The organism is Thermoplasmata archaeon, from assembly GCA_035632695.1.
Taxonomy (GTDB): domain Archaea; phylum Thermoplasmatota; class Thermoplasmata; order RBG-16-68-12; family RBG-16-68-12; genus RBG-16-68-12.
This window is the reverse complement of sequence record DASQGG010000094.1, coordinates 1-2,372: the sequence shown is the minus strand read 5'-3', so window position 1 is coordinate 2,372 and position 2,372 is coordinate 1. Positions and strand designations below refer to the sequence as shown.

The 2,372-nt window shown below is 63.5% G+C and carries 2 protein-coding genes; one reads left to right on the top strand and one right to left on the bottom strand.

Annotated elements, in window-relative coordinates:
- On the bottom strand, window positions 1-256 hold a 256-nt coding region (locus tag VEY12_06800), incomplete at its 3' end, for a hypothetical protein (GenBank protein ID HYM39835.1).
- Between the two features lie 193 nt (window positions 257-449).
- On the opposite strand from VEY12_06800, the gene VEY12_06795 reads away from it, so the two are divergent.
- Window positions 450-1,295, top strand: coding sequence for a phosphoserine phosphatase (locus tag VEY12_06795; GenBank protein HYM39834.1), 846 nt, complete (start codon window positions 450-452; stop codon window positions 1,293-1,295).
- The last annotated feature ends 1,077 nt before the right edge of the window (window positions 1,296-2,372 follow it).

Here is a 2,372-nt window from a genome sequence, read left to right as displayed (position 1 = left end):
CCTGGACGAGGCCGTTCTCGGTCGGGTTGGGCGCCGTGTTGAAAGTCACGTTCACCCAGGTCCGGGCGATCTGGCCGTTCCCCGTCACGTTCAGCCACAGCGTGTAGTTCAGGGGATCCCCGCGACCCACGACGCTTCGGTCCGCGGTGAGGTCCACCGCGGCGGTCGGGGCGCTCGCGGCGAGCGTGAACGGCGGCGCCGGGTGCGGACTCGACGTTGCGAGCGCGAGGGCGAGGAGGACGAGCCCGAGGGCCAAGCACCTCCGGGGAACCCGCATGGAACCACCCGATTATCCTGTGCGACCTTCATGGAGTTTGCGACCATGTTATCGCGACCCGGCGCGTCGCCCTCCCGGAAGGCGCGCTCGGGAACCTTTATATCCGAAGGCCATTTTTGCCAGACCCCGACAGCTCGGCGCGAGAGGATTGTCGTTGCTGGATGAGCTCCAAGTGAAACGGGAGAAGGAGAACCAGGAGGCCGAGCGGCACCGCCGGCGGCGGGACGAGCTCAACGACAAGACGCGCGAATGGGTGGAGACGCGCGACCGGCTCAACGCCCAGGTGCGAGCCCTCGTCGAGGAGGCGACCGGGCATCGCATCAAGCGGGACGAGCTGAACGCCCAAGTCCGCGTCGCGAAGGAGGAACGCGACGTGTGGAACAAGAAGGTCAACGAGCTTCTCGAGGTCGTGAACGACGCGAAGCGGCGGCGACTGCCCCGCGGCGCGATCCCGATCAGCAAGCTGCGGCGCGACCTGAAGTCCCTCGAGTTCCGGCAGCAGACGTCCGTCCTCACGGTGGAGAAGGAGCGCGCCCTGATCGAGGAGATGGCGCGGATCCAGGCCGAGATCAAGAAGCTCGAGAAGTCCCTGGACGAGAACGAGGAGGTCCGCAAGCTCAACGACGATCTGCGCGCGGCGCGGGACAACGCGGAGGCCGCGCACAAGCAGGTCTCCGAGCTCGCGGAGCAGGCCCAGGCGGAGCACGACCAGATGTCGACGCTCTACGAGAAGAGCGACGAGCTCCGGCGGCAGGCGGACCAGGCGCAAGAGGAGTTCATCAAGACGAAGATGCTCGCGGACGAGGAGCACCGCAAGCACATTGAGCACATCCGCCAGGTCCACGACTACGACAAGATCATCCACGGCATCTGGATGAAGAACCGGGCCGCGGCCGGAGAGGTCGTCGAGACGACGGACGTGAAGCGCGAGGCGGAGGCGATCTTCGAGCGGTTCAAGAAGGGGGAGAAGTTGTCCACGGAGGACCTGATGACCCTCCAGAAATCCGGCTACCTGTGACGGGTGGCGGCGCCTCCGGACATGGGTGGCATTTTAGCCCCCGGCTTTACAAAAACTTATATACGCGTTTTCCAATGACATTTTCGGGGGAATTTTGGGCTAGTTCGTTAGAGTGCATCCCATCCCTTCTGACAAGGCTAGCCCTCCCTTCCTTTTTGACCGCGACTCTTGACGTACGCGACGTGCTTAAGTCCAGGCCGCGATACGGCGTGAGAGGGTGAAGCGTTGGGGACCGAAGGCTACGCCCAGTCTCCGAAACCGGTGGGCGATCTCGCCATGCGGTTCGGAGGCCGGACGATCGCGGGCCTGTTGCTCCTCGTTATCGCGGCCATACTCGTAGGCTCCACGACCACTCTGTCGTGGTGGAATCTTTCCGGGAGTGACGGTTACACGTCAGGCTGGTATCTGGGGAACGTCTGCTCAGCAGGCTCGTGCCAAGACTACAGCAGCTATCCCGCCCTGCATGACATGTTCAGTCTGGCCAATGCGCTCATCTTGGGTGCCCTTGTCCTGAGCATCGTAGCAGCTGTCCTGTTTGTCGTCTCAATCCTGCGACCACAGGTGGGGACCGGCGTTCTCGTTGCCGGTGTCTTGGGGTCGGTCCTTGCGTTGGCGGCGCCAGTATACGTTTATGTGGCGCTCCCGGGTGCAGTGCAAGCTTCCGTTCCTGGCCAGTCCCTTGTTATTGGTTTCTTCGGTTCGGAGACGCAACCCGGCGCGCCGGTCTGGTACGCTTGGGGTGGTGGCTCCGGCTGGTACTTGGCCTTCGTGGCGTTCACAATGCTCCTCATCTCGACGTTCGTCGCGTTTTCTGCGTCCCGCCATCTTGCAGCGTTTGGCAATGCTAGAATTTCCTCGCCAATGCCGCAGGTGCAAACGACCATGCCCCCAGAGGCGTTTTGTCCTTCGTGCGGGGCTCACTACCCGGCTGGGACTCAGTTCTGCAGCAAAGACGCAACGCCCTTGAAGCAAGCGACCTAGCACCGCCCCTGGACCCTTGTGCGCGCGGGTATCCCGCGGCGACCCCCGTCGTTCCCGCTCGCCTGCACTCCCTCACCCTCGCCGCCATCCTCATCT